This is a genomic window from Pseudomonas sp. FME51, assembly GCF_014897305.1.
In genome coordinates this window covers 180062-206020 of sequence record NZ_JABUYN010000005.1, presented here as the reverse complement: position 1 = coordinate 206020, position 25959 = coordinate 180062, and the positions used below count along the sequence as shown (strand labels likewise).

Sequence of the window (25959 nt, the reverse complement as noted above, 5' to 3'; positions counted from 1 at the left end):
CGTTAGTTGATGCACTTATGCGCTGACCTTTTTATTACCCCTGCTATATGAGAACCCCGGTCCGCCGGGGTTTTCAATAAAGTGGCCAGGTACATTTTCCGCCTGACTGATTTCATCGAGTGCATCCGTCATCTGCTCTACGTGATGCTGGCGAGAGCTAATGGGTGTCATCGGTTGTTTTTTTGCCGTCATTGCTGCGTCACGCTGGGCCCATAGTTTGTACGGGAATCCCACTCTCATGGACGCCCCGTTATGCCCAGTATGCAATGGAAAAGCCTCAGCCTTCTGGCAACCTGTATCGCCCTGGCCGCCTGTAACAGCGACAGTGATTCATCCTCCGATAATGCAGACAGTGGCCAGCCGCTGGTGCTGAATATTGCCCATATCAACGACCATCATTCCAATCTGGAACCCCTCGAGCTGACGCTGCAACTGGATGGCCAGCCCACCACTGTCGAGGTGGGTGGCTTTCCGCGGATAACCAGTCTGTTCCACGAGGCGGAAGCCGAGCACGCCAATCTGCTCAAGTTGCATGCTGGCGACGCCGTTACCGGAACCCTGTACTACACTTTCTATGAAGGTCAGGCAGATGCCGAGCTGATGAACACGGTGTGTTTTGACGCCTTTGCCTTGGGTAATCACGAATTTGACGACGGCGACGCACAGCTGAAAGCGTTTCTGGATCATCTGGCCGATGGCAGCTGCAATACTCCCGCACTGGCGGCCAACGTCAAGCCCGAGGTAGGCACGCCACTGGCCCCGTCAGCAGCGGACGACTACATCAAGGCGCACACGGTGACCGAGGTAGATGGTACCCAGGTGGGCATCGTCGGTATCGATATTGCCGGCAAGACGCAGAATTCATCCCGCCCGCTGCCCAGCACGGTGTTCGAGGACGAGGTCACCGCCGCGCAGCGCAGCATCGACGAGCTGCAAGGTCAGGGGGTCGAGCATATCGTGCTGCTCACGCATCAAGGCTATCAGAACGATGTCGATATGGCCGCCCGGTTGAGTGGAGTGGACGTGATCATCGGCGGTGACTCCCACACGCTGGTGGGGGATTTCCGCAATCTGGGTCTGCAGAGGCCTGAAGAAACGCCGCTGGCCTATCCGACTGTGGTGAGCAACCGTGATGGTGAGATGGTCTGTATCGGGCAGGCATGGGAATACACCAAGGTGTTCGGTCTGATGACCGTCAACTTCAATGCCGAGGGTGCGGTGGAAAGCTGTGGTGGTCAGGCGCCACTGGTCATTGGCGACGAATTCCAGCGCGATGACACCCCCCTGAACGAGACGGAAACAGCAGCGCTGCTGCAGGTGCTGGCCGAACTGCCGGAAGTGGCGGTGGTCCAGCCGGACCCGGACGCCCAGGGCATCCTCGACCGTTATCAGGCTCAGTTGGATGCTGCTCGGCAGGAGCCGATCGGTTCTGCCGAGGTTCCCTTCTGTCTGGTGCGAGTGCCGGGGACCACCCGCAGCGGTGGGGTTCCGGGCTGTGAGCTGGCAGATCAACTGGCCCAGGGCAGCGATGCGGCGCAATTGGTGGCCGAGGCCTTCCTTAAGGCCAGCAAGCGGGCGGACTTCTCACTGCAAAACGCCGGTGGTGTGAGAACACCCATGGCAGCGGGTGTCATCACCTTTGATACGGCTGCTACCATGCTGCCGTTCAGCAACGTGCTGGTCGAACTGGAGGTGACCGGTGCGGAGACGGTTGCCGCCCTGGAAGATGCGGTATGGAGTCATGTGGAAAATGGCGGTGGTGACGGTTCACATCCTTACGCGGCAGCGCTGCGCTGGGATCTGGACATGTCGCAGCCACGCGGTAGCCGCTTCAGCAACGTCGAAGTGAAAAGCGCGGATGGCTTGTGGGCCCCCATCAACCCCACCCAGACCTACGTCATGGTCACCAATGATTTTCTCGGTGAAGGACGCGATGGGTATCTGACCCTGGGCGAGGTGACTGCGGATGGTCGGTCGATCAATACCGGCCTGCTGTACACGCAGAGCCTGGTGGATTACCTGAAGGCCCATCCCTCGGTTGGCACCATCCCGCGGGACGACTATTCCCATCAACGGGTGATCACCGTCAGCGGTACCGAACTGACTTACTGATACGGTAATCGGCCCGGGCAGGCGGTCAGGGAGTCACTGTCTGACCTGCCATACAGCGACAGCGAGACCTCACCCGTCTCGCTGTCTTCTGGCATGCGGAGGAGCCCCGATCATGCGGGCGGTAACCTCGATCTGCATGCATGCCCACGCGGAGCGCGGGAATGATCAGAGGTCTGGGGCGAGATCAATCGCTCAATACACCCAGATCTCCACCCGGCGGTTTTTGACGCGTCCGTCATCATGGGTGTTGGCAGCCACCGGCAGGTCGTCGCCTATACCAAAAGAATCTTTGACGGTTATGTCATGGTTGCCCAGGGCGCGACGGACTTTCATGGCCCTCAACTTTGATATCAGCTCGGCGCCACCATGTCTGGGATCGCCGAAACCTACCAGTACCACCTTGTTCTCGGTCTTGTTCTGCGCTTGCAGGTAATCCCGTACCCGATCAATATCCTGCCATGCCTTGTTGTCCAGCTGGGAGCTGCCTTCCTTGAAGCGGAAGTTGACCGAGAGGCGTTGGGCTTGCTCTGCCAGCTGTTGGTAAGGCGCCGGCATCTCGGCTTGAGGCGCTATTTGTATGGATTTGATGTTCTGACCCACAAAGCCCACCTGCTCGACGATCTCCTGTCCTGCCTGGCTTTGGGTAAAAGCAATCAATGCCTGTGCCAGGGGATTGGTTTCTTCGGGGCTTATGTACAGGTACAGCCGACGAGACAGAGGATAGTCTTCAGTGGCTACCTGCGCTTTGCTGGGCAGCATGGCGCGGGAGTCGCCGGATGAGACGGCAAGCGCCTTGGCCTGATCGACATTGGCAAGTCCAACAAAGCCTATGGCATTGATGTCGCTGCTGACGGCTTGAGAGAGATCTGCGTTGGATTCGAAGCGATGTGCTTCCGTATGGAGTTCCAGGCGCTTGGGCGTCAGAACCAGGTCCCTGAAGGTTTCCCAGGTACCTGAGTTGCTGTCTCTCGCATAAAGGCGAATGCTACCTTGTACAGCGCCGAGTTGATTCCAGTTCGTGATTCTTCCCGAAAATATCTGCGCAATCTGTTCGGTATCCAGAGCGTTGATTGGGTTGTCGGGATGGATTATGAGTGCCAATCCATCCAGGCCGATGACGTGCTCGGCGTCCATGCCGCGCATGTCACCACGGCTTTTCAATGCGTCGACTTCGCTGTCCTTGATGGGCCGGGAGGCTGCGGCTATCTGTCCTGACTGCTCGATCAATGCGGTAAAGCCAGTAGTGGAGCCATGGGCGTTCAGACTGATTTCAATGGACTCGGCTGTGGCGCTGATGGCGGTGATCAGGCTTTCTCTGGTCTCGGAATTGAGCTGCAGTTGTATATTCTGCGCGCCTGCTTCTTTGAGCATGCCTTCGACCAGAAGTGGCGCCAGCCTGGCACCTATGGTGTTGGAGCCGTTGATCTGTAACTGCAGCGTAGCTGCTTGGCCTTGAAAGGCGAGGCCGAGCAGCCCGGCAAAAATGATCTTCTGTATGCGGACTGGCCGCCACGATGCGATTTTCATGTTACTCCCTGTAATGACAGAACGGCCCCGACATACCGAAGGGGAAAAGAGGGGTGTTTTTGAGCGCGCTATTGTAACGCTATAAATGAGTCCGTTTAGAGTAAAGCGAGCGGAGCTTCTACAGAGTTGCGGTCGTCAGTCAGGCTGATTGACCGTCACTTTGTTATTGGTATCCCGGCTTTGTCGGATCAGGCTGTCGCTGCCATTGGCGCTGCTGGATTTGGCCAGTCGGTCATACAGGACAACATTGACGGTAGCGGCCAGGTTCATGCAGCCGATGGTGGGGATGTAAACCACGGCATCGGCGCGATCCACCAATGCCTGGCTGAGGCTGCCATCCTCCGGCCCGAAGATATAAAGAGCATGGGGCGGGTGCTGAAAAGCGGGGAGGGGGGTGGCGCCTTCGACGAGCTCAACGCAGACCACCTGAGTATTGATGGGCAGCCCGTCCAGCAGGTTATCGACGTGGGTGAGCGGAATATTCAGGCTGATATTCTTGGTATCAGTATGAAAGCGTGCCGCGCGGTCGTAGCGGCTGCCGGTATAGCGCACGGCACTGACCTGGTAACAGCCTGCCGCACGCATGACAGCACCCACATTGGATGGGCTTTTCGGGTCGATCAATCCGATGCATACGCTGGATTCTGCCATGATTTCCGGTTCGCTGATTGCAGCCGTCTCTGATGAGGGTGCGGGTAAAAAGGGTATAGTGTGAGGGCCAAATATTAACACGGAAAACTGATGAAACTTTTAATCCGCAATCTCGCTCGTACCACCACCGAAGCTGAGCTACGCAATCTGTTTGAAGCACACGGGATAGTCCAATCCTGCACGCTGGTGATGGATCGGGAGACCGGCAAATCGAAAGGCTTCGGCTTTGTTGAAATGCCCAAGCATGTCGATGCCAAAGCAGCGATCAAGACGCTGAATAACCAGGAGATCGCTGGTAGCCGGATTCGGGTGAAAATGGACGAGTCGAAGGAAACGTAAGCTTTTTCCTGGGTGGGAGCTTGCCGCCCAGCGTTGCGCCGCCGTGAGCGTGGCGGGGGTGGTCTGTTTGCCTTCGTCAGCGCCTCTGGTATGGTCGGTTCTTTTGAAATAGGAGGCTCCATGTCCTTTTACGTTTATCTTTCCGGCGAAATACACGCTGATTGGCGCGACGAGATCAAGCGCGGCGCCCAGGCCAGAGGTCTGGATGTCGTCTTCACCTCTGCAGTGACCGATCACGAGGCCAGTGACGCGGCAGGCGACCATCTGGGCGCGGAAGACAATGCGTTCTGGCGTGACCACAAATCGGCCAAGGTCAACGCCATCCGTACCAAGACCCTGATTGAGCAGAGCGATCTGGTGGTGGTTCGCTTTGGCGACAAATACAAACAGTGGAACGCTGCTTTCGATGCCGGTTATTGCGCTGCACTGGACAAGCCCTATATCACCCTGCACGCGGACGACATTGTTCATCCACTCAAGGAAGTCGATGCCGCCGCCATGGCATGGGCAACCACGACCGAGCAGGTGGTGGATATCCTGGCTTATGCGGTGAAGAGCTAGGGCCGGAGTGCTTCGTGTAAGACATTGGCTATTTCAGGTGTAAGTCGTTTGAGTTTCATGCTGTGAGCTGAATCGTATTTTTGTCATACGAAAAATAGTAACTTATTGAAGTATATGATTAATTTATCTTATAATCCGAAAGGGTGAGACGTTTTTATATATTGATCAGGGATCGTTTCCGGGTACTATATGTCCATGCGCGACGGAGTGTGCTGCTTGGCAGGAAGCTTGAGCGAATGGAGCATCAGGATGGTGGCAGTCGGGATGACTGGGTCATGGACGGCATTAGGGATAGAAAAAGTGGGGCGGATTATTCCGCCCCTTTTTTTCGTCTGCAGAAAAGCGGTATGTGGTTGATCATGACGCCATAACGCAAAAAGGCTGACCCTTGCGGGATCAGCCTTTTGTTTGCCGCGACGCGACTGACTCAGCGTTCCAGGTGTTCCAGCTTGTCTGGTACGCCATCCCACTCTTCTGCGTCGGGCAGAGAATCCTTCTTCTCGGTGATGTTTGGCCATATGTCGGCGAGTTCGGCATTCAGCTCCAGGTAGTTCTGCTGATTTTCTGGCAGTTCATCCTCGGCAAAAATGGCCGTGGCCGGGCACTCGGGCTCGCACAAGGCGCAGTCGATGCATTCATCCGGATGGATCACCAGGAAGTTCGGACCTTCGTAGAAACAATCGACAGGGCAGACCTCAACGCAATCGGTGTACTTGCATTTGATGCAGTTGTCAGTCACAACAAAGGTCATGGCAGGTCTCCCAAAAAAGGCGTGGCAAAAGATGGCGCGTATTCTACCAGCAATTTCCCCGGTACGGCAGCTTGGTCGGGGAAATTTGGTAGGTTGACGTTACTTGACTGCATTTTTAATGATAATAAGTATCATTTGGTGCTATTTCAGCTCAGTTCTGCTTTCCATTGATACAGCAAATCCAGTGCCTGACGGGGGGTGAGTTCGTCCGGTTTGAGTTGCTGAAGGGCGTCCACGACGGGGTGTGGCGCGGCGGCGAACAGATCATTCTGCATGGGCTGACTGTCGCGTACCGAGCCGGCTGCGGCCTGCTTGAGGCTCTGCTGTTCCAGGTCAGCCAGATGCTTGCGCGCGCGTTCGATCACCGGGCGAGGGACGCCGGCGAGCTGGGCGACCTGCAGACCGTAACTCTGGCTTGCTGGACCGGGGAGTACTGTGTGCAGAAATACGATGCGTTCGTTGTGCTCTGTGGCATTCAGGTGCACGTTGGCGATGATGGGGTCATTGTCGGCCAGCGCCGTCAATTCGAAATAGTGCGTGGCGAACAGGGTGAAGGCACGTACTTTCGCCAGGTATTCGGCTGCGGACCAAGCCAGTGACAGACCGTCAAAGGTGCTGGTGCCCCGGCCTACTTCGTCCATCAAAACCAGGCTGGCGTCGGTGGCGTTGTGCAGGATGTTAGCTGTTTCGCTCATCTCTACCATGAAGGTCGAGCGGCCACCGGCCAGGTCGTCACTGGAGCCGATACGGGTGAAGATCCGGTCGACCGGAGACAGTTCGACCTTCGCCGCCGGCACGTAGGCGCCGATATGTGCCAGTAACACGATCAATGCGGTCTGACGCATATAGGTGGACTTACCGCCCATGTTCGGGCCGGTGATGACCAGCATGCGGATATCGGGTGTGAGGTCGAGGTCGTTGGCGACGAAAGGCGTGTCGAGTACCTTTTCCACGACCGGGTGACGACCTTGCTCAATGCACAGCTGACCGCTGTCGGCGATGAAGTGCGGGCGACAGTAGTCGAGGCTTGCCGCTCGTTCTGCCAGACAGGTCAGTACGTCCAGTTCGGCCAGACTGGCGGCGCTGTCCTGCAGGCGCGCCAGATCTTCGTTCAGGCGGTCGAGCAGTTCGTCGTACAGTTGTTTCTCGCGGGCCAGCGCGCGGCTACGGGCAGACAGCGCCTTGTCCTCGAATTCCTTCAGCTCGGGGGTGATGAAGCGTTCCGCCCCTTTGAGCGTCTGGCGGCGAATGTAATCGACTGGGGCCTGGCCAGACTGGCCGCGTGACAGCTCGATGAAGTAGCCATGCACACGGTTGTAACCGACCTTGAGGGTGGACAGGCCGGTGCGCTCGCGTTCGCGGGTTTCCAGATCGATCAGATACTGCCCGGCGTTCTCGCTGATGTTCTGCAGTTCATCCAGCTCGCTGTCATACCCGGTCTTGATCACGCCGCCTTCACGGATCACCGCCGGCGGATTATCAATGATGGCCCGCTGCATCAGCTCGGCGAGTTCTGGATAGATGGCGACCTTCTGTGCCAGTTCGGTTATGTGCGCAGTGGTGACAGGCTCCAGTGTGGCCTGCAGTTCCGGAAGAGCTGTCAGCGCATCACGAAGCCGTGCCAGATCCCGCGGCCGCGCCGAGCGTAGTGCCACCCGCGCAAGAATACGTTCGATATCGCCGATGCCCTTGAGCACCGGATGAATAGTCTCGTAGTGATACTGCTCCAGCAGCCCGGCGATGCTTTCCTGGCGTGCCTGCAACACCTGCATGTCGCGCAGCGGGCGATTCAGCCAGCGGCACAGCAGGCGGCTGCCCATGCTGGTGGCACTGTGGTCCAGCACGTCGAGCAGGGTATTGTCCCGGCCTCCACCCAGATTGCTGTCGATTTCCAGATTGCGGCGGCTGGCGCTGTCGATGACGACACTGTCTTCAAAGCGCTCTTGGGCAATGCCGCGAAGGTGGGGCAGGGCAGTGCGCTGGGTTTCCTTGGCGTAGCACAGCAGAGCGCCCGCAGCGCCCAGGCCCAGTTTCAGGTCGGCGCAGCCGAAACCGACCAGATCCTTGGTGCCGAACTGCTGGGTCAGCGCTTTGTGAGCGCTGTCCTGATCAAAATCCCAGGGCGCTCGGCGGCGTACCGAGCGACGGCGTTCGATAGGCGTATTGGCTTCCCAGTCGTCGGGGATAAGCAGCTCGGCGGGGGCCAGGCGCTCAAGTTCGCCGAGCAGTGTTTCCCAGCCGGCAAGTTCCATGGCAGTGAAACGTCCACTGTTGATATCCAGGGTGGCCAGACCGAAGCCGCGCTCGCTGCCTACCAGCGCTGCCAGCAGGTTGTCCCGGCGTTCATCCAGCAGGGCTTCATCACTGACCGTGCCCGGTGTCAGGATGCGTACCACCTGACGTTCGACCGGCCCTTTGCTGGTAGCGGGGTCGCCGATCTGTTCGCAGATGACGACCGACTCGCCCAGCTTGACCAGCTTGGCCAGATAGCCTTCGGCGGCATGAAACGGAATGCCGGCCATGGGAATGGGCTGCCCGGCAGAATTGCCGCGGGCGGTCAGGGTGATGTCCAGCAGGCGCGCGGCTTTTTTTGCATCATCATGGAACAACTCATAGAAGTCGCCCATCCGATAGAACAGCAGCTGATCGGGATGCTGCTGTTTGATGCCGAAATATTGCTGCATCATCGGGGTGTGGGTAACGGGTTTTTCGGCGCGGCTCATGGGACTTCCTGATCGACAGTTCTGGTTGGTGCAAGAAAGGGGCATAGTCTAACAAAGCGGTGCCGTCTTTTAAGTGCAAGTTTGAACGCAAGATACTGAAGGAGATGCAAATGTCGCAATATGACCCATTGATCGATGCTGCTGCGGCCCGTCTGGGCAATGCTCTGCGCCAGTTGGGATTGCGGGTGACTACCGCCGAGTCCTGTACCGGTGGCGGGATTGCCGAGGCGATTACCCGCGTCAGCGGCAGCTCCGGCTGGTTTGATACCGGTTTTGTCACCTACGCCAATCACAGCAAGGTGCGCTGGGTAGGGGTGAGCGAGGAGGATCTGGCGCAATTTGGTGCGGTCAGTGAGCCGGTGGTACGGGCCATGGCCGAGGGTGCACTGGAGGCGGCCGACGCGGATCTGGCTGTCGCGGTCAGTGGCATCGCCGGGCCGGATGGCGGAACGCCGGACAAGCCGGTCGGTACGATCTGGTTTGCCTGGGCCGTACGCGACCAGGGGACCATCAGCCAATGCCGGCGTATCCAGGGCAATCGGCGTGACGTACGCGCGCAGACAGTACTGCACGGCATGCAGGGGTTGATTACCGAGCTGGAGAAGCTGGCGGCGAGTCGTTCGGTCTGAAGCAAAGCTTCCTGACGTTTGCAGATCAACGCACAGTCTGGCTGAAAAGGGGTAGGCGGGGCAGGACAACTGTGGAATAATCACTGACCATATATACAGTATTCATTTCCCCGGGACGTTCGCGTACCCGCCATACCAGAGGATGCACAATGGACGACAACAAAAAGAAGGCGCTATCGGCGGCTTTGAGTCAGATTGAACGTCAGTTTGGCAAGGGCGCGGTGATGCGCATGGGCGATCAGGAGCGTCAGGCGATTCCGTCGATCTCCACCGGCTCACTGGGTTTGGATATTGCCCTGGGTCTGGGCGGCCTGCCCAAGGGCCGGATCGTCGAGATCTACGGTCCGGAATCATCCGGTAAGACCACGTTGACCTTGTCAGTTATTGCCCAGGCGCAGAAAAACGGCGCCACCTGCGCCTTCGTTGATGCCGAGCATGCACTGGATCCGCAGTATGCCGAGAAGCTGGGCGTCAAGGTTGATGATCTGTTGGTGTCCCAGCCAGATACCGGTGAGCAGGCGCTGGAGATCACCGACATGCTGGTGCGCTCCAACGCAGTTGACGTGATCATCGTCGACTCCGTGGCGGCGCTGGTGCCCAAGGCCGAAATTGAAGGCGACATGGGCGACCACCACGTCGGCGTGCAGGCACGTCTGATGTCACAGGCGCTGCGCAAGATCACCGGTAACATCAAAAACGCCAATTGCCTGGTTATCTTCATCAACCAGATCCGTATGAAGATCGGCGTGATGTTTGGCAACCCGGAAACTACTACCGGCGGTAACGCACTGAAGTTTTATTCCTCTGTACGTCTGGACATTCGCCGCACCGGTGCGGTGAAAGACGGCGATGAGGTGATTGGCAGCGAAACCCGCGTCAAGGTAGTGAAGAACAAGGTTGCACCGCCGTTCCGTCAGGCCGAATTCCAGATCCTGTACGGCACGGGTATCTACCACAACGCCGAGATCATTGATCTGGGTGTGCAGATCGGCGAGATCGAAAAGTCCGGTGCCTGGTACAGCTACAAGGGCAATAAGGTTGGGCAGGGCAAGGCCAATGCAGCCAAGTTCCTGGCAGAAAACCCGCAGATTGCCGAGGAGATTGAAAAGACCATCCGCGACAAACTGCTGCCCAAGCCCAACAGCAAGACGGCCGCAGTCGAAGAAAACGCTGATCTCGACGGTTGATAGCGGTAACTGACTCGTGTTTGGCAAACTGCATCTGGAAACGCCCGCAGCCATACGCCGGTCAGCACTGGATCTGCTGGCCCGGCGTGAACACAGCTACACGGAGATGTTGCGCAAGCTGCGTCAGCGTGGAGCGGTGACCGAGATGGCGGAAGTCGAGCTGGATCGGCTGCAGGAAGATGGGTTGCTCAGCGATGAGCGTTTCTGTGAAGCTTATGTCTATTCACGCAGTCAGCGCGGCTATGGCCCGGTTCGTCTGCGCGAAGAGCTGCGCCAGCGCGGTGTGGCGGAGCGGCTGATTGATGATGTGCTGCAGGATGCGGCCTGGGATTGGGCCACCTTGGCGCAGGTGGCTTTTGCCAAACGCTTCCCTGAAGGTCAGGCCAGGGAGCTGAAGGAGCGGGTGAAGCAGCAGCGTTTCATGCAATACCGCGGCTTCGGTGGTTATTTCCAGGATAGTTGATTCATTCGATCGCACAGCAGACGGTGTTTTTCGTAAAGCAGCGGAGTGGGAGCCGTTATGACGGCAGGGCATAAAGACACCATTTCGGTTTGTCTGGTAAGGGAAGCCCTGCTGGGATTCACCCACGCCGGGCCGGATACCGGTTCGCTGCTGGAGAATCTCGGTCTGCCCAACCTGCCGCTGGATGATCCCGATCAGCGCGTACCGGTTGAACTGTACAGCCAGCTCTGGCTTGGATTGGCCGCAGCCCATGATGATGAGTTCTTCGCCATGGCTACACGCCCCCTGCGGCTGGGTAGCTTTAATTTCCTCTGCCGTTCGGCGACCACCCAGCCGACGGTGGAGCAGGCACTGATCCAGATCGTCAACTTTCTCGGGCTGATGCTTGGCAACTTCAATGGCCGGGTGGTACGCAGCAGAAGTCTGGCAGAAATCGTTCTGCAAGAGGACGGTCAGACACCTCAACGTCCCTTCGCCTATTTTACCTATTGGATGATAGTGCACGGCCTGGCCTGCTGGCTGGCCGGGCGGCGCATTCCTCTGCTGGCGGTCGAGCTGCGTTGCGAGGAGCCGGATTATATTCGCGACTATCAGGTCATGTTCTCCGGTAACCTGCGCTTTTCACGCCCCAGCACCCGTATCATCTTCGCCGCCGAGGCGCTGGACCTGCCGGTGCGTCGGACCCTGGCCGAGGTGCCCGGTTTTCTCGCCGAGGCGCCGGCCAATATTCTGGTGCGCTATCGGGATCCCACCAGCCTGACCAGCCAGATCCGTCGGCATCTGCGCCAGCTTGATCCAGCATTGTGGCCAACCAGTGAATCCCTGGCACACTCTCTGTGCATGTCCCCGTCCACCTTGCGCCGCCGGTTGGTAGCGGAAGGACTGCAATACCAAGCGATCAAGGACGGTATTCGTGAGGAGCAGGCCACCCGGTGGCTGGCAGATCCCTTGATCAGTTACGCAGATATCACCGAGCGGCTCGGCTTTGCCGATATCAGCGCCTTCTACAAAGCCTTCCGCAAATGGACCGGGACCAACCCCGGGCATTATCGCCAGTTGATTCTTGGTGATGGCTGAATACCTGCAACAAAGTGTCCAAAACAGTCAGGCAGGTTGAAGCAATGGAACATTGCCCGTGCTGCCGACAGCGTACCAGAATGCCTGCATGACAAAGATTAAGGGGCGGTCCATCCCCCCTGCCAGGAGCTTGCATGCAGTTGAACAACAGAACCTTCTTGATTACCGGTGGCGCCTCGGGTCTGGGCGCAGCGGCGGCCAGCATGTTGATCGAGGCGGGTGCCAGTGTGGCGCTGGTCGATCTCAACACGGCTGCTCTGCAACAGTACGTCAGTGAACTGGGTGATCGCGCCCGTGCGTACACCGCCGATATCGCCGACGAGCAGCAGGCCGCTGACGCGGTGGCGGCGGCCCGGCAGGATTTCGGCCAACTGCATGGCCTGATCAACTGCGCCGGGATTGCCCCTGGTGAAAAGATTCTCGGGCGTAACGGTCCGCATGGTCTGGCCAGTTTTGACCGGGCGCTGCGGGTCAACTTGCTGGGCACTTTCAATATGCTGCGACTGGCTGCCGAGGTAATGGCCGAGGGTGAGCCGAACGAGCAGGGTGAGCGCGGGGTGATCATCAATACCGCCTCGGTGGCGGCCTATGATGGCCAGATCGGGCAGGCCGCCTATGCCGCGTCCAAGGGTGGGGTGGTCAGCATGACCTTGCCGGCGGCGCGGGAGCTGGCGCGCCACGGCATCCGGGTGATGACCATCGCTCCCGGCATCTTCGAGACGCCGATGATGGCCGGCATGACGCAGCAAGTGCGCGACTCACTGGCCAAGGATGTGCCTTTCCCGCCACGCCTGGGCCTGCCCCAGGAATACGCGGCGCTGGTCCGCCACATCATCGAAAACCCTATGCTCAATGGTGAAGTGATCCGTCTCGACGGCGCACTGCGCATGGCGGCACGCTGAGGAGAAGCATATGCAACAGGATCCGGTAGTAATCGTTGGCAGTGCGCGTACCCCGATGGGTGCATTGCAGGGGCAACTGGCTGGGGTCCCGGCGCCTGAGCTGGGTGCGGCGGCGATCCGCGCCGTTGTCGAACGCAGTGGTCTGCCGGTCGACGCGGTGCAGGAAGTATTGATGGGCTGCGTGCTGCCAGCGGGTCTGGGCCAGGCGCCAGCGCGTCAGGCGGCGTTGGCCGCTGGGCTGGCCAAGTCCACCGTATGCACCACGCTGAACAAGATGTGCGGCTCGGGCATGCAGGCGGCGATCATCGCTCATGATCTGCTGCTGTCCGGCAGTGTCGATGTGGTCGTGGCGGGTGGGATGGAGAGCATGTCGAATGCACCCTATCTGCTCGATGGCGCTCGCCAGGGGTTGCGCATGGGGCATGGTCGGATGCTTGACCATATGTTCCTCGATGGTCTGGAAGATGCCTATGACAAGGGCCGTTTGATGGGCACCTATGCTGAGGACTGCGCGCAGCAACATGGCTTCACTCGTGAAGAGCAGGACGCCTGGGCATTGCAGTCGCTGCAACGGGCGCAAACGGCCATAGAGCAGGGTCTGTTTGCCGAGGAGCTGACCCCGGTGTTTGCCCAGGTTGGACGCCGTTCGGTGAATGTGCGGGCGGACGAAACCCCACTCAAAGTCGATCCAGAACGTATTCCCGCCCTGAAGCCGGCCTTCCGTGAGGGGGGCACCGTCACGGCAGCCAACTCCAGTTCGATTTCCGACGGTGCGGCGGCGCTGCTGCTGATGCGTCAATCCGAAGCCCAGCGCCGCGGGCTGAAACCGCTGGCTGTGATCCGTGGGCATGCTGCCTTCGCTGATGAGCCGGGCCTGTTTCCAGTGGCGCCAATCGGTGCCATCCGCAAACTGCAGGCGCGCACTGGCTGGTCGCTGGACGAAGTGGATCTGTTCGAGATCAACGAGGCCTTCGCTGTGGTCAGCATGATCGCAGTGCGCGAGCTGGGGCTGGACCCGCAGCGGGTCAACGTACACGGCGGCGCTTGCGCTCTGGGGCATCCCATCGGCGCCTCGGGCGCCCGCATTCTGGTCACGCTGCTCGGTGCGCTACGGGCCAGAAAACTGCGCCGCGGCGTAGCGGCCATCTGTATCGGTGGTGGTGAAGCCACGGCCATGGCCATCGAATTGCTCGACTGAGGAGGCACATATGCTACTGAATGAGGAGCAGCGCGAAATTGCCGGCATGGCCCGTCAATTCGCCCAAGAGCGGCTGCTGCCGTTTGCCGCCGAGTGGGATCGGGAGCACCGGTTTCCCGCTGGGGCGCTGGCGGAAATGGGTGAGCTGGGCTTTCTCGGCATGCTGGTGCCGGAGCAGTGGGGCGGTTGTGATACCGGGTACCTGACCTATGCCCTGGCGCTGGAGGAAATCGCCGCCGGTGATGGTGCCTGCTCGACCATCATGAGTGTGCACAACTCGGTGGGATGTGCACCCATCCTGCGCTTCGGCAGTGATGAGCAAAAGGATCGCTTTTTGCCGTCGTTGGCCAGTGGCAAGCAGATCGGCGCCTTTGCTCTGACCGAGCCTCATGCCGGCTCCGACGCAGGCTCATTGCGTACCCGCGCTCGGCGCGATGGCGACAGCTATGTGCTGGATGGTGCCAAGCAGTTCATTACCTCGGGCCGTGAGGCGGGCACTGTGATCGTATTCGCGGTAACCGATCCGGATGCCGGTAAGCGTGGCATTACCGCATTCATCGTGCCGACTGATACCCCCGGTTATGAGGTGGTGCGGGTTGAGGAGAAACTCGGCCAGCATGCCTCGGATACCTGCCAGATCGCCTTTGATGGTTTGCGCCTTTCTGTGGCCAATCGTCTGGGCGAGGAGGGCGAGGGGTATCGCATTGCTCTGGCCAACCTCGAAGGCGGCCGTATCGGTATCGCTGCCCAGGCGGTTGGCATGGCACGGGCGGCATTCGAAGTGGCCCGGGATTATGCGCGGGAACGCGAGGCATTCGGCAAGACCCTGACCGAGCATCAGGCGGTGGCTTTCCGGCTGGCCGACATGCTGACGCAGATCACCGTCGCCAGGCAGATGGTGCACCATGCAGCGGCGTTGCGCGATGCCGGCCAGCCTGCGCTGATCGAGGCTTCGATGGCCAAGCTGTTCGCCTCGGAGATGGCCGAGAAGGTCTGCTCAGCGGCGATCCAGACCCTCGGCGGTTACGGGTACCTGAAAGACTTTCCTCTGGAGCGCATCTACCGCGACGTACGGGTTTGCCAGATTTACGAGGGCACCAGTGATATCCAGCGGTTGGTGATTGCGCGCAATCTGGGAGATCAGTAGCTCCCGATACAGATAATCAAGACGGCAGCTGCACAGCTGACTGCCGTCATGCGGTTCGATAACAAAAACAAGGAGTAGAACGATGCAGAATTTCCAGACAGGCAGCATGCAGCAGTTTCCCCTGATGATCAGCAGTATCCTTCAGCACGCGGCTGCTGCCCACGGTGACCGGGAGATTGTGTCACGGCAGGTGGATGGCCCATTGTGGCGCTATGACTATGCAGGCCTGGCCGATCGGGCTGGCCGAGCGGCGAATATGATCCGCCGGCTGGGTATCAAGCCGGGGGATTTCGTCTCGACCCTGGCCTGGAATACCCATAGGCACTATGAGTTGTTCTTTGCCGTGCCTGGTACCGGGGCTGTCTTGCATACTGGTAATCCACGTCTGTCCGATGAGCAGATAGCCTATACCCTCAATCATGCCGGCAGCACTGTGCTGCTGTTCGAGCCCAATTTCGCCGAGCTGGTGCAGCGACTGTTGCCGCAACTGACTAATATCCGTCACTTCATCATGCTTACCGGCGGTGATCTGCCGGAGCTGCCCGGCATCGAGCTGCAGGGCTACGAACAGCTACTGGCTCAGGAGCAGTCGCTGCAGGACTGGCCGAATTTTGATGAGAATGCCGGCGCGATTCTCTGCTACACCTCCGGCACTACCGGCAATCCCAAGGGCGTACTCTACAGTCACCGCTCCATCGTACTGCATGCCTTGGCAGCCGGGCTGAGCAGCGCCTTCAACTTCTCTGCTTTCGATTGCATCATGCCGTGTTCTTCCCTCTACCACGGTACCGCCTGGGGTGTGCCTTTTGCTGCGGCGATCAACGGCTGCAAGTTCGTATTGCCTGGCGACAAGATGGATGGCGAGAGCCTGCAGGAGCTGATCCAGAATGAAGGCGTGACCTTCTCCGGTGGCGTGCCGACCATCTGGACCCTGTATCTGGATTATCTGGAAAAGACCGGAGAGGATGCTGGCAAGCTGACCCACCTGGTCATCGGTGGTTCGGCCGTGCCGCGGGCCATGGCGGAGAAGTATCAGAACAAGTACGGCGTGGCCGTGCGTCAGCTATGGGGCATGACCGAAACCAGTCCGCTGGGTGTGGTGGCAACGCCGACACCCAAGCTGGCGGAGCTTGGCGAAGATGCGGTCAACGACGTGATCTGGAGCCGCCAGGGCCGTCTGCAATACGGGATCGAGCTGAAAGTGGTGGACGGCCAGGGCAAGCGCCTGCCGGCCGACGGCAAGAGCGCCGGCACGCTGATGGTGCGTGGACCCTGGACCGTGGAACGGTATTTCCGCAGCGAGACCAGTGCGCTGGATGCCGATGGCTGGTTCGATACTGGTGACATTGCGACGCTGGATGAAAATGGTTTCATGCGCATTACCGACCGTACCAAGGATGTGATCAAGTCCGGCGGCGAATGGGTCAGCTCGATCGATATCGAGAACGTGGCAGTGGCCTGCCCGGGCGTACGTCTGGCAGCGGTGATCGGTGTTCATCATCCCAAATGGGAAGAGCGGCCGTTGCTGATTGTCGAGCCACATGAAGGTATTGATGTGACAACCGAGGCCATGCTGCAGCACTTGGATGGCAAGATCGTCAAATGGTGGATGCCGGATCAGATGGTCATCGATGTGATTCCGCTGACGGCCACAGGCAAGATCGACAAGAAGGCGCTGCGTGATCGCTACTACAACTATCTGGTCGAGCAGGATCGGGTGCTGGCATGAACCGGACGGAGGCTCCCATGGACGCCACCGGGCACAGCGAGGGGCCGTTGGCCGGGCTGCGGGTGTTGGAGTTTGCCGGTATCGGCCCGGGACCACACTGCGCCATGCAGTTGGCGGATATGGGTGCCGATGTGTTGCGCATCGAGCGTCCGGGCGGTAACGGGTGGCCCAACCCGGTGGTCGATCGCGGGCGCACCTGTATCACCCTGGATATCCGTACCGATGAAGGTCGCCAGCGCTGCCTTGAGCTGGCGCAGCGTGCCGATGTGTTGATCGAGGGCTACCGCCCCGGTGTGATGGAGCGCCTGGGGTTGGGGCCGGACGTGTTGGCCGAGCTCAACCCTCGACTGGTCTATGGACGCATGACGGGATGGGGGCAGAGTGGCCCGCTGGCGCAGAGTGCTGGACATGACATCAACTATATAGCACTGACTGGAGCGCTGGCGGCCATCGGGCCGGCACAGGGGGAGGCGGTGCCACCGCTGAACCTGGTGGGCGATTTCGGTGGTGGTTCGATGTTTCTCACAGTCGGTATTCTGGCAGCGCTGCTGGAGCGCGATCGGTCTGGACTGGGCCAGGTGGTGGATGCCGCCATAGTGGACGGTACCGCTTCGCTGATGTCCTTTTTCAGTGGCCTGCTGCCCAGTGGGCGGATCGATATGCGCCAAGGGCAGAACCTGCTGGGCGGTGCCACGCCCTGGTATCGTTGCTATCGCTGCGCCGATGGCCGGCAGATTGCGGTGGGCGCGCTGGAGCCGGCGTTCTACCGGGAGTTGGTGCAGCGCAGTGGTGCGGGTGAGGTGTTACAACAGCAGGCATCAGGCAGCGAAGCTCAGGCTGCCCAGACTGAACATTGGGTGCGGTTGTTTGCCCAGCGCAGTCGGGATGAGTGGTGCGATCTGCTGGAAGGCAGCGATGCTTGCTTTGCGCCGGTGCTGGAGCTTGATGAAGCCCAGAATCATCCGCATATGGCTGCGCGAGGTATCTACCAGGACATCGACGGCGCCTTGCACAGCGCCCCGGCGCCGCGCTTTTCTCGTAGCGTTTCGCAGATCCGACCCTCGGTGGTTGTCGATGCTGCAATGGATATCTGGGGAGCGGAAGTTATTACCGGGCAGAATGGTACGTAAGCATGGCCCGTTCAGTTCCCTCCTCGCGGATGTGCACATCCCAACGATGCTAAGTTTTCTGACCTCGGACAGCCTTCAATCGGAAAGTTGTCGCAAACTGCGTCCCTGATATGAGACTTTGTCTTTATTTGAGACAGTCATCACTGGGCTAGTTAAGCGTAGCGGTCCAAGCGTGGCGCAAATTCTTCATTTTTGCGGTTATGGGCTATGGTTTCGGTTATGGATTGGATCGCTCGGGCTCTGTTCCGATATTGGCTCAATTTTTGCTTTATGTGATAGATACTTAGGAAATGAATACCCACAAAAATAAGAGAGTTCTGCAACCAAGCTAGACTGCAGAGGTGATCAAATGCATATAAATACAAGAACCAACGAAGAGCTGGTCGATATTTTTCGGGCTCGGGAAATAGCTCTTGCCGAACGGGGCTGGCGCTCCGGGGAGTTTGTCTTACGTGAGCCGATTCGGGCATCTTGGCAGCGCAGCATTGATTATGGTTTGCAACCCGATGATGTCCATGTTAGAGAAGATGATCTCCTCGGCGCTGATGAGCTCTACGAAAGCAACCGAATGCTGTTGGATTGTGCCGAGCCCGCTCTGCAGCATCTGGCTGACCGGCTCGGACATCATGGTAACGACGGTCAGCTCATTCTGGTGAATGCCCAGGCGACGATACTCGCTAGCGAAGGTGACGGCAATAATTGGCAGAAGCCGCGTGATCTCGGCCCGGGAGCCTGCTGGAGTGAAGCCGAGCGGGGCACCAATGCACTGGGTACGGCACTGGTTGAAGGTCGGTCAATCATGGTCGGTTATGGAGAACATTTTCTTGACCGCCTCAGCATTTTCTCATGTGCTGCCGTACCCATCCGCAATCCCCACGGAGTACTTGAAGGCGTGCTCGATCTGACTCGTCAGGGCCCAATGTTGCAGGCCCAGGACAGCCTGCTGTTGCTGGAAATGACTGCCAGCCAGATTGAGAGCCGCCTATTTGTCGCTACTTTCGGCCACCAATACGTATTGGCCTTCCATCCCCGGCAACAATACCTGGATACGGCGTGGCAGGGTTTGCTAGCGCTGGATGGAGAAGGCAAGGTCCTGGCGGCTAACGCGCGCGCCTGTGAGTTTTTCGGGCTGGACCGTACACAGTTGGTCGGGCAGCCGGGCGAGAGCCTGGTGCGGGATTGGCAGGCACGTTTCGGGTACCTGAAAAGTGGTACTGGTGGATGCCTGCAAACCCCGCGTGGGGATTTTTTCTACAAGACCTTGCACATGCCCGAACCGGTGGCGGTGCCTGTCAGCCAACCCAATGTTCGCCGCAGCAACCCGATACCCAGTCTGGAGTCGCTTGCCGGCAGCAACAACCCGCGTTATCTACGGGAACTCAATATGGCGGTGCGTGGTGTGCAGCATGACCTGCCCATTCTCCTGCTCGGCGAGACCGGCTCGGGTAAGGAGTGGGTAGCCCGGGCTTTGCACCAGAATAGCCGCCGGGCAGACAAGCCTTTTATCGCGGTCAACTGCGCAGCGATTCCCGAGGGGCTGATCGAATCCGAACTGTTCGGCTACCGCGATGGTGCCTTCACCGGGGCGCGGCGCGGCGGCATGACTGGGCGACTGCAGCAGGCTCATGGCGGCACGTTGTTCCTCGACGAGGTGGGCGATATGCCGCTGGCGTTGCAGGCACGTTTGCTGCGGGTGTTGCAGGAGCGCAAGGTTGCGCCGCTGGGGGCGGGAACTGAGCAGGATCTGGATATCAACCTGATCTGTGCTACTCACCGGGATGTAAAGACCTTGGTAACAGAAAGCGTTTTTCGTGAGGATCTCTACTACCGTATCAATGGCATATCGGTCTGCCTTCCTGCACTACGGGAGCGCAGGGATCTGCGGGAGCTGTGCGGCACTCTGCTACAGCGCCTGGGTGGCGGTGAACTGTCGCTGGCGGATGAGCTGCTTCAGCTTTTTGCGGGCTACCATTGGCCTGGCAATATTCGTCAACTGGAAATGATTTTGCGTACTTTGCTGGCCATGCGTCTGCCAGACGATAGTGTGTTGGGGCTGGAGCATTTGCCGGCCAGTACCATGGAGGAACTGTTGGCGTCGAAAGCGGTGCCGCAGAGCAGCAATATTCATGAGCAGGAACAGGAGCTGATTCGCCAGGCACTGGCCGAGCAGGATGGCAATGTGTCGGCTGCGGCCCGTACCCTGGGGATCAGCCGAGCTACTTTGTATCGCAAGCTGAAGCAGCAATCCTGATGCTGGCGAAATTCGTTACGCGCCTCGCCGGTAACCAGTCATCGGATGCACTGCATGGCGGACTGACCTGGCTGTACAGCTTCGTGCGGCCGCAGTTGCCTGCCATTCTCGGCTTGATGGCGTTGTCGCTCATGGCCTCGCTGTTGGTGCTGGTGCAGCCTTGGCTGACCAAACTGCTGATTGATGATGGCCTACTGGCCGGGCAGATGTCGATGCTGGTGATGGTAGTGCTTGGCATGATGTTCGCGAGCGTATTCGGCACGCTGCTGGCAGGGATCAATCGCTATCTGCATACCCGACTGTCGGGGCGTGTCCTGTTCGCGCTGCGGGAAAGCATCTATAGTCATCTGCAACAACTTTCCCCACGCTTCTTCGGTCGCCGCCGTATTGGCGATCTGCTCAGCCGGCTGGATGGCGATATTGCCGAGATCCAGCGTTTTGCCATTGATGCGCTGTTCTCCGCCACATCCAGCTTGATTGGTCTGGCTGGTGCTGTGGTCATGCTGATGTTGCTCTCCTGGAAGTTGGCATTGCTGGTGGCGGTATTGGTGCCTATCGAAATACTCTGGCTGCGCTGGATGCGGCGCCGGGTAGCAGACGAGACTCGACTGCTGCGTGAGCGCTCCAGCGATATGTCTTCATTTCTGGTTGAAACCCTGCCAGCGACGAAGTTTATCCAGGCGGCTGGCCGCCAGGAACACGAGGCTGGGCGCCTGCATTTGCTGGGCGGTAGTTATCTGCAGCAGTTGCTGCGGTTGCAGGTCACGGAGTTCTTCACCAATGCGATTCCCTCAACCCTGACGTCATTGACCCGCGCGTTGGCTTTCCTGATCGGTGGTTACTGGGTCATCAGCGGACAATGGCAGGTGGGCTCGCTTATTGCCTTTTCTACCTACCTCGGAATGGTTGTGGGTCCCGCGCAAAGCCTGCTTGGCTTGTATGTTGCGGTACAACGCATGGCGGTGAGCCTCACGCGGGTAACGGAATTGCGTGATGAGCAGCCAGAGGTGACTGCGCCCGAGCAACCCCTGCCGTTGCCGTCAGCGCCTGCGGAACTGGTCTTGCATCACATCGGCTTTCAATACGACTCTCGACAACAGATCATCATCGAAGCGGGTGATGCCCGTTTTCCGGTTGGTCGCAAGATAGTCCTGTCAGGCCCCTCGGGGAGCGGCAAATCCACGCTGGTTGATCTGTTGCAGCGTTTCTATGATCCGGATCAGGGGTATATCAGTTACGGAGGCATGGATATCCGCCAGCTTGATCTGGCGGGTTATCGTCAGCGCATCGCGGTAGTCAGCCAGGACATTGTGTTGTTCCGCGCATCGCTGGCGGACAACCTGCGCTACGCCGCCCCGGAAACATCCTTGGAGCAGATCGAGGAGGTGGTGCGTCTGGCACATCTTGAGGAACTGGTGGCCAGCCTTCCGGAAGGGTTGGCAACCGAGCTGAGCGAGCGTGGCCAGCAGCTATCGGGGGGACAGCGCCAGCGGATTGCGATCGCCAGGGCATTGTTGCAGGACGCCGATGTGCTGGTTCTGGATGAAGCTACCTCAGCGGTGGACGTGCAGACCGAGCAAGCCATTATCGCCGAGATCGACCAGTTGTTTGCCGGGCGTACCCGGATCGTCATCAGCCACCGCCCAGGTGCCGCCGACGATGCGGATCTGCATTACCAGCTGCGCGCTGGACGGTTGACCGCCCGGGTTGCGGAAGGAGTAGCAGATTGAAGGTGGGCATCATCGATAGCGGGGTGGGCGCAGCGCACCTGCCCCACTTGTTGGCCGGTCAGGCGTTCCTGCTGGAGGGTGAGCATCTGGTGGCGCAGTCGCTGGCGGCAGACCAGCTTGGCCATGGCGAGCTGGTAACGCGGATCTTGCTGGAAGAGGCGCCCCAGGCAGAGCTGTTGGTAGCCCAGGTATTCGGTCGCCGTGGCGTGACCACTGCGGCGCAGGTGGCGGCAGCGCTGCATTGGTTGCTGGGACAGGGCGCGATGCTGATCAACTGCAGCCTGGGCTTGCGCGCCGATCGTCCGGCATTGCGCTCCGCCTACCAGCAGGCACGGGAGCAGGGCGTATTGCTGTGCGCTGCCAGCCCGGCCATGGGGGATGCAGTCTATCCCGCCAGTTATCCGGGGGCGCTGGCAATCACCGGCGATGCCCGGTGTCGCCCAGGTGAGTGGAGCTGGCTGCATGGCCATGTGGCTCAGTTCGGTGCTGCGGTCGGAGTGGGTGCTGCTGGGGGCGCTTCGATGGCCTGCGCACGCTTCACCGGCATGCTCGCTGCCTATTGGTCGACGCAGCCGGAGCTGAACGGGCAGCAGGTGGTGGATTATTTCCAGCAGCAGGCCAGTCGGATCGGTCCGCAGCGTAGGGAGCCGGTATGAGAAAACAACGCATAGCTGTTCTTGGGGCTGGCCCGGCGGGCGCTGCTGCCGCGCTGGGGTTGTTGCGAATGGGTTATGACGTGCGGGTCATCAGTGACTGGCGTCGTTTCAATGCCGTCGAGGGAATATCCGAGCGGGTGCTTCAGGCCTTGTACGGCGCGGGCTTGCAGCGTGCCAGTGCAGTAGCGATGCCGGCAGCGACGCGGGAGGTCTACTGGGCAGGTGCTCGCCAGTTACGCAACCGCGAGTTGCTGCTGAATCGGCAGCACTTTGACCGGGCGCTACGCGAGGACCTGCGGCAGGCCGGTATTATGCTCATCGAGGCGCGAGTGCTGGCTATTGATGAGCGCAAGACCGATACATCGCTCCAACTGGACGGAGCTGATGATCTGGATGTGGACTTTATAGTGGATGCTCGTGGGCGCCAGGCACCTCGCTCGGGGGACGCGGCGCGAGGGCCGGAAACCCTCAGTCTTCTGTGTCGCTGGGAGGGCGCACCGGGGGAGGCGGCGAGTGCGGTCGAAAGCATGGAGTCCGGCTGGTGCTGGTTGGCTCGTCTGGCTGATGGTCAGCAGTACTGGCAATGGACCTTCGATGCCCGTCAGGCGGATATGCCTGGTAAGACGGAGCTGGCCGCCTGGTGTGCAGCGCAGCGGGTGGGGACTCATCTGGCCGGATCATTCTATCCGATCGAGCCGGGAGTAGCGGTAGAGCTCAAGGCCCGCAGCTCGACCTGTACGCTGGCGAGCGACCTCTGTACCTTGCGCAGTATCCGTATCGGTGATGCTGCCATGGCTGCAGATCCGCTGTCAGGTAACGGCATCTTCCAGTCCTTGTCATCGGCGCTGCAGGCACCGGCCGTGGTGAATACGTTGCTGTGTCATCCCGCCGATGCAACTCTCGCCCAGAGCTTCCATCGGCGCCGGGTTACCGAACTGTTCTATCGCTTTGCCCGCCTGGGCAGAGACTTCTATCGTCAGGTGGAGGCCGAGCCGCATCAGCGCTTCTGGCTGGACCGTCAGCATTGGCCGGATCAGCAGGATACCCATGCAGCGGTCACGCGGGAGAGGGTGACCACCGACTGGGCACCAGTGATAGCGGGATCGCGCATCAGCAAGGCGCGGGTAGTGATCACACCGGATCAGCCGCTGGGCATCTGGCATCTGAATGGTGTCGAGCTGGCACCGCTGGTCGACGCCTTGCGGGATCAGCCTTGGCAACAGGTTATCGCACAGGTGGCTGTGCCGCAGCGTGACATGGTCGCCGGTTGGCTGTGCAGCATTGGGTATGGGCCGGGTACGGAGGTACCCGGCCAGAGGATCAGATCCGAATAAGTACGGACTTCCGTTCGGTGTAGTACTCGATGGCGGCTTCGCCCATTTCCCGACCGACGCCCGACATCTTGTGCCCGCCAAAGGGCAGGGTAGGGTCCAGTGCAGTATGGCAATTGACCCAGACCGAGCCGGCCTTGATCCGCGGGATCATACGGTGAACCTGTTTGAGATTGTTGGACCAGATACTGGCACCTAGTCCGTAGGGATTGTCGTTGGCCATGCGCACGGCATCTTCAATATCGTCGAAGGGCTGTGCCACCAGTACCGGACCAAAGATCTCTTCCTGTACCAGCGGGGATGCCTGATCCAGGCCAGTGATGAGCGTGGGACGCACGAAAAACCCTGGCCCTTCGGCAGTACCACCACAGGCGATATCGGCACCGAGTTCTCTACCCATGTCGATGTAACCGCTGACCCGGGCCTGCTGTTTTGCAGAGATCAGCGGGCCCATATCCACGCTGCTATCCAGCCCGTTACCCAGTTTCATGTTATTGGCGATATTGCTGATCTCCGCCATGACTCGGTCGTACTGTTTGCGCTGCACATACAGCCGTGAGCCGGCGGAACACACCTGTCCCTGGTTGAAAAAGATGGCATTGGCTGCGCCAATGGCGGCTTCAACCGGGTCCATGTCGTCCAGCACTATGGTCGGCGATTTGCCCCCCAGCTCAAGGGTGACCCGAGTCATCGAGTCCATAGCTGCCTTGCCGATCAGCTTGCCCACAGCAGTCGATCCGGTGAAGGTCAACTTATCTATGTCGGGGTGAGCGGCCAGGGCAGCGCCCACTTCCGCGCCGATACCGGTTATCACGTTGAGAACACCTGGCGGATAACCCGCCTCCAAGGCTAGTTCTGCTAACTTCAGAGCGGTAAGAGGTGTTTCATCGGCGGGCTTCAGCACCACCGTACAACCGGTAGCCAGAGCTGGGCCGACCTTCCAGCAGGCGAGCAACAGCGGAAAGTTCCACGCTACGATAGCGCCAACCACACCCACAGGTTCACGGGCGATATAGCCATGGAATTGGTCGTCTGGCATCAATGGCAAGGAGGGGCTTACCACGGTGCCGTGGATCTTGGTCGCCCAGCCGGCCATGTAACGGAAGAAATCGATGCACAATTGGATGTCCACTGCACGGGCCATCTGTACGCTCTTACCATTATTCAGGCACTCCAGCTCAGCCAACACATCAGCATCACGTTCAAGTAAATCAGCCAGTTTCAATAACAGATTCTGCCGCTCACGTGGGCGCGTGGTGCTCCAGCTGGACTGGTCGAACGCATGGCGTGCCTGTTGCACGGCACGGTCTACGTCATGTTGTGTGCCACGAGGCACGTCGATTAGATGATTTCCCGTTGCCGGATTCAGCAAAGCCATGGTCTGGCCCTGTTCACCAGCCGACCATTGTTCCCCAATCAGCATAGTGCTGGGGCGGTCAAGAAATTCCCGGGTCTTGGGAAGTAGAGCAAATGCATCAGCCATCTTGTTTCTCTCTCTGACATTGTAGGCTGAAGTGATAATGCAACCCTTATGCCAGTGGGAGGGAAAAGCCTGCGAGGCTCGACTTCATGCTTGATCAAGAGCTGCCGAGCATCATCTGAGAGGATATGACTGTTGCACACTGAAACACATGTGAGACAGGCGTTACAGAAGACAATGTTTTTATTACTTGTCTCTGCGATGGAAGTGCGTCAAGGCCAATAGCAAGGCAATGGGCCTTTGCAGTACCGCTCTCGACGAATACAGAAAGCAAAGTACACCTGTCTCACAAGGTGAGATGTGATGTCGCGCAATAAGACATAATCGAATCGGACGAAATGTCTTTGAGTGGTGGGTTTTTATATAACCTATTGATTTTTATGCT

At 59.2% G+C, this 25959-nt stretch carries 22 protein-coding genes; 16 read left to right on the top strand and 6 right to left on the bottom strand.

Features of this window, described 5'->3' with window-relative positions:
- Nucleotides 1–15: 15 nt before the first annotated feature.
- On the bottom strand, nucleotides 16–240 hold the full coding sequence (locus INT39_RS11055) for a hypothetical protein (RefSeq protein ID WP_193073965.1): 225 nt from the start codon (nucleotides 238–240) through the stop codon (nucleotides 16–18).
- Between the two features lie 12 nt (nucleotides 241–252).
- On the opposite strand from INT39_RS11055, the gene INT39_RS11050 reads away from it, so the two are divergent.
- On the top strand, nucleotides 253–2112 hold the full coding sequence (locus tag INT39_RS11050) for a bifunctional metallophosphatase/5'-nucleotidase (RefSeq protein WP_193073964.1): 1860 nt from the start codon (nucleotides 253–255) through the stop codon (nucleotides 2110–2112).
- 192 nt (nucleotides 2113–2304) lie between these two features.
- On the opposite strand, the gene INT39_RS11045 is transcribed toward INT39_RS11050, so the two are convergent.
- Both INT39_RS11045 and INT39_RS11040 read right to left on the bottom strand, forming a co-directional pair.
- Nucleotides 2305–3639 (bottom strand): substrate-binding domain-containing protein, encoded by a 1335-nt coding sequence (locus INT39_RS11045; protein WP_193073963.1) that lies wholly within the window; start codon nucleotides 3637–3639, stop codon nucleotides 2305–2307.
- Nucleotides 3640–3774: 135 nt separating this feature from the next.
- Nucleotides 3775–4290 (bottom strand): RNA methyltransferase, encoded by a 516-nt coding sequence (locus INT39_RS11040; protein ID WP_193073962.1) that lies wholly within the window; start codon nucleotides 4288–4290, stop codon nucleotides 3775–3777.
- A gap of 90 nt (nucleotides 4291–4380) precedes the next feature.
- Here INT39_RS11040 and INT39_RS11035 point away from each other — a divergent pair, with 90 nt between their 5' ends.
- Complete coding sequence (locus INT39_RS11035) at nucleotides 4381–4629, top strand: RNA recognition motif domain-containing protein (RefSeq protein ID WP_193073961.1); 249 nt, start codon at nucleotides 4381–4383, stop codon at nucleotides 4627–4629.
- 120 nt (nucleotides 4630–4749) lie between these two features.
- On the top strand, nucleotides 4750–5190 hold the full coding sequence (locus INT39_RS11030; RefSeq protein ID WP_193073960.1) for a YtoQ family protein: 441 nt from the start codon (nucleotides 4750–4752) through the stop codon (nucleotides 5188–5190).
- Between the two features lie 427 nt (nucleotides 5191–5617).
- Here INT39_RS11030 and fdxA read toward each other — a convergent pair whose 3' ends face one another.
- Nucleotides 5618–5941: a ferredoxin FdxA gene (gene fdxA / locus INT39_RS11025; RefSeq protein WP_193073959.1), complete on the bottom strand. Its 324-nt coding sequence runs from the start codon at nucleotides 5939–5941 to the stop codon at nucleotides 5618–5620.
- 146 nt (nucleotides 5942–6087) lie between these two features.
- Complete coding sequence (gene mutS, locus INT39_RS11020) at nucleotides 6088–8664, bottom strand: DNA mismatch repair protein MutS (protein WP_226944704.1); 2577 nt, start codon at nucleotides 8662–8664, stop codon at nucleotides 6088–6090.
- Nucleotides 8665–8774: 110 nt separating this feature from the next.
- Between mutS and INT39_RS11015 the strand changes: the two genes are divergently transcribed.
- The 13 genes from INT39_RS11015 (at nucleotide 8775) to INT39_RS10955 (ending at nucleotide 24097) form a co-directional block, all read left to right on the top strand.
- Nucleotides 8775–9293 (top strand): CinA family protein, encoded by a 519-nt coding sequence (locus INT39_RS11015; protein WP_193073958.1) that lies wholly within the window; start codon nucleotides 8775–8777, stop codon nucleotides 9291–9293.
- Between the two features lie 149 nt (nucleotides 9294–9442).
- Nucleotides 9443–10480, top strand: a complete 1038-nt coding sequence (gene recA / locus INT39_RS11010; RefSeq protein WP_193073957.1) for a recombinase RecA — start codon at nucleotides 9443–9445, stop codon at nucleotides 10478–10480.
- A gap of 16 nt (nucleotides 10481–10496) precedes the next feature.
- A complete protein-coding gene (locus INT39_RS11005; RefSeq protein WP_319021346.1) occupies nucleotides 10497–10943 on the top strand; it encodes a regulatory protein RecX in 447 nt (148 codons plus the stop codon).
- Between the two features lie 57 nt (nucleotides 10944–11000).
- Nucleotides 11001–12020 (top strand): AraC family transcriptional regulator, encoded by a 1020-nt coding sequence (locus INT39_RS11000; RefSeq protein WP_193073956.1) that lies wholly within the window; start codon nucleotides 11001–11003, stop codon nucleotides 12018–12020.
- 134 nt (nucleotides 12021–12154) lie between these two features.
- Nucleotides 12155–12922: an SDR family NAD(P)-dependent oxidoreductase gene (locus INT39_RS10995; protein WP_193073955.1), complete on the top strand. Its 768-nt coding sequence runs from the start codon at nucleotides 12155–12157 to the stop codon at nucleotides 12920–12922.
- 10 nt (nucleotides 12923–12932) lie between these two features.
- Complete coding sequence (locus INT39_RS10990; protein ID WP_193073954.1) at nucleotides 12933–14120, top strand: acetyl-CoA C-acyltransferase; 1188 nt, start codon at nucleotides 12933–12935, stop codon at nucleotides 14118–14120.
- A 10-nt stretch (nucleotides 14121–14130) separates the two neighbouring features.
- Nucleotides 14131–15267, top strand: coding sequence for an acyl-CoA dehydrogenase family protein (locus INT39_RS10985; protein WP_193073953.1), 1137 nt, complete (start codon nucleotides 14131–14133; stop codon nucleotides 15265–15267).
- A gap of 106 nt (nucleotides 15268–15373) precedes the next feature.
- Nucleotides 15374–16996, top strand: coding sequence for a long-chain fatty acid--CoA ligase (locus tag INT39_RS10980; RefSeq protein ID WP_193074131.1), 1623 nt, complete (start codon nucleotides 15374–15376; stop codon nucleotides 16994–16996).
- Nucleotides 16993–18126: a CaiB/BaiF CoA transferase family protein gene (locus tag INT39_RS10975; RefSeq protein WP_226944703.1), complete on the top strand. Its 1134-nt coding sequence runs from the start codon at nucleotides 16993–16995 to the stop codon at nucleotides 18124–18126. The genes INT39_RS10980 and INT39_RS10975 overlap by 4 nt, the downstream gene beginning before the upstream one ends.
- A gap of 349 nt (nucleotides 18127–18475) precedes the next feature.
- Complete coding sequence (locus INT39_RS10970; protein ID WP_193073952.1) at nucleotides 18476–20377, top strand: sigma-54-dependent Fis family transcriptional regulator; 1902 nt, start codon at nucleotides 18476–18478, stop codon at nucleotides 20375–20377.
- A 2-nt stretch (nucleotides 20378–20379) separates the two neighbouring features.
- Entirely contained in the window at nucleotides 20380–22107 is a 1728-nt protein-coding gene (locus INT39_RS10965) for an ABC transporter ATP-binding protein (protein WP_193074129.1), read from the top strand.
- A 2-nt stretch (nucleotides 22108–22109) separates the two neighbouring features.
- The gene (locus INT39_RS10960) at nucleotides 22110–22763 is read left to right on the top strand and encodes a S8/S53 family peptidase (protein WP_319021350.1); all 654 of its coding nucleotides are present in this window, start codon (nucleotides 22110–22112) and stop codon (nucleotides 22761–22763) included.
- Entirely contained in the window at nucleotides 22760–24097 is a 1338-nt protein-coding gene (locus tag INT39_RS10955; RefSeq protein ID WP_193073950.1) for an NAD(P)/FAD-dependent oxidoreductase, read from the top strand. Before INT39_RS10960 ends, INT39_RS10955 begins: the two co-directional genes overlap by 4 nt.
- Here INT39_RS10955 and INT39_RS10950 read toward each other — a convergent pair.
- Nucleotides 24084–25577, bottom strand: a complete 1494-nt coding sequence (locus INT39_RS10950; RefSeq protein WP_193073949.1) for an aldehyde dehydrogenase family protein — start codon at nucleotides 25575–25577, stop codon at nucleotides 24084–24086. The two genes, INT39_RS10955 and INT39_RS10950, sit on opposite strands and share 14 nt — an antisense overlap.
- Nucleotides 25578–25959: the final 382 nt, after the last annotated feature.